At 61.8% G+C, this 991-nt stretch carries 1 protein-coding gene and 1 pseudogene; both read left to right on the top strand.

The annotated features are described in order from the left end of the window. Positions 1-97 precede the first annotated feature (97 nt). A pseudogene (locus tag ACZYOF_RS43940) lies at positions 98-643 on the top strand (transposase); the annotation flags it as partial. Between the two features lie 101 nt (positions 644-744). Further along, positions 745-991 (top strand): hypothetical protein (locus ACZYOF_RS43935; RefSeq protein WP_463719613.1); only part of this gene is annotated, 247 nt, incomplete at its 3' end.

Genomic DNA, 991 nt, shown 5'->3' with positions numbered 1-991 from the left:
CATGATCACCTTCGGGATGAGTGTTTAGGCAGCCTTATTCTGCAAGAAATACGACTGCAATCCACCCCATGGGATCTCTCAAGGAGAGCGATACGCCATGAACGAGACTAGCAACATTGTCCCGCTCCGTCAGCCCGACGAGATCGACGATCCACTGACCAATATCCTGCGTGCTGGTGCGCGGCAGCTTCTGGCGCAGGCCGTCGAGGTCGAAGTCGAGACCTTTCTTGCCACGATGAAGGATTTGAAGCTTGCCGACGGACGCGCCCGTGTCGTGCGGCATGGTTACGGCCCGGTGCGAACGATTGCGACGGGCATCGGTCCGGTCGAGGTCGCGCGGGCGAAGATTCGCGACCGTGGGGCGGCCGGCGATAGTGAGCGGATCCGGTTCGGCTCGGCGATCCTGCCGCTGTGGGTACGGCGGACCAGAAGCCTGGATGCGCTGTTGCCGATTCTGTACCTGCGCGGCATCTCGACCGGCGATTTCCAGGAGGCGCTGACGGCCTTGCTGGGCAAGGACGCACCGAACCTGTCGCCCGCGGTGATTTCCCGGCTGACCGCGGAGTGGCAAGGCGAGTACGAGCGCTGGCAGAGGCGCGATTTGTCGGCGCGACGATACGTGTATGTGTGGGCCGATGGCGTCTTGTCCATCAGAACTTCCTCCGGCACACCGCCGAGAGTCGTAAATGTACTCTCGAGCCCGGCAAACCAATGCTCCTGCTTCTCAGCCCGGAACGCACGCACATGAAGCCATCGCGAGTGGCCGAGCGTCGCCACGAACATGAATGCCTTGACTTTCGATCCTCCGATCTCGACCAGCCGCTCCCCGAAGTCGATCTGCAGCTGTCGGTGCATGTTTCGCGGGATCGTGAGCACGGATTTCGCGGGATCGTGAGCAAGTTTTCAGCAGCTCAGCCCGCTTCGGCCGACAACTCAACCGGCTTAGGAACTGCCTCGTCAGTGAACGAGGAAGGCCGATGCCCACCCAGAG

The organism is Bradyrhizobium sp. LeoA1Lang (assembly GCF_055413685.1).
Note: the sequence above shows the minus strand (reverse complement) of the source record. Positions and strands in the feature narration are given on the sequence as shown.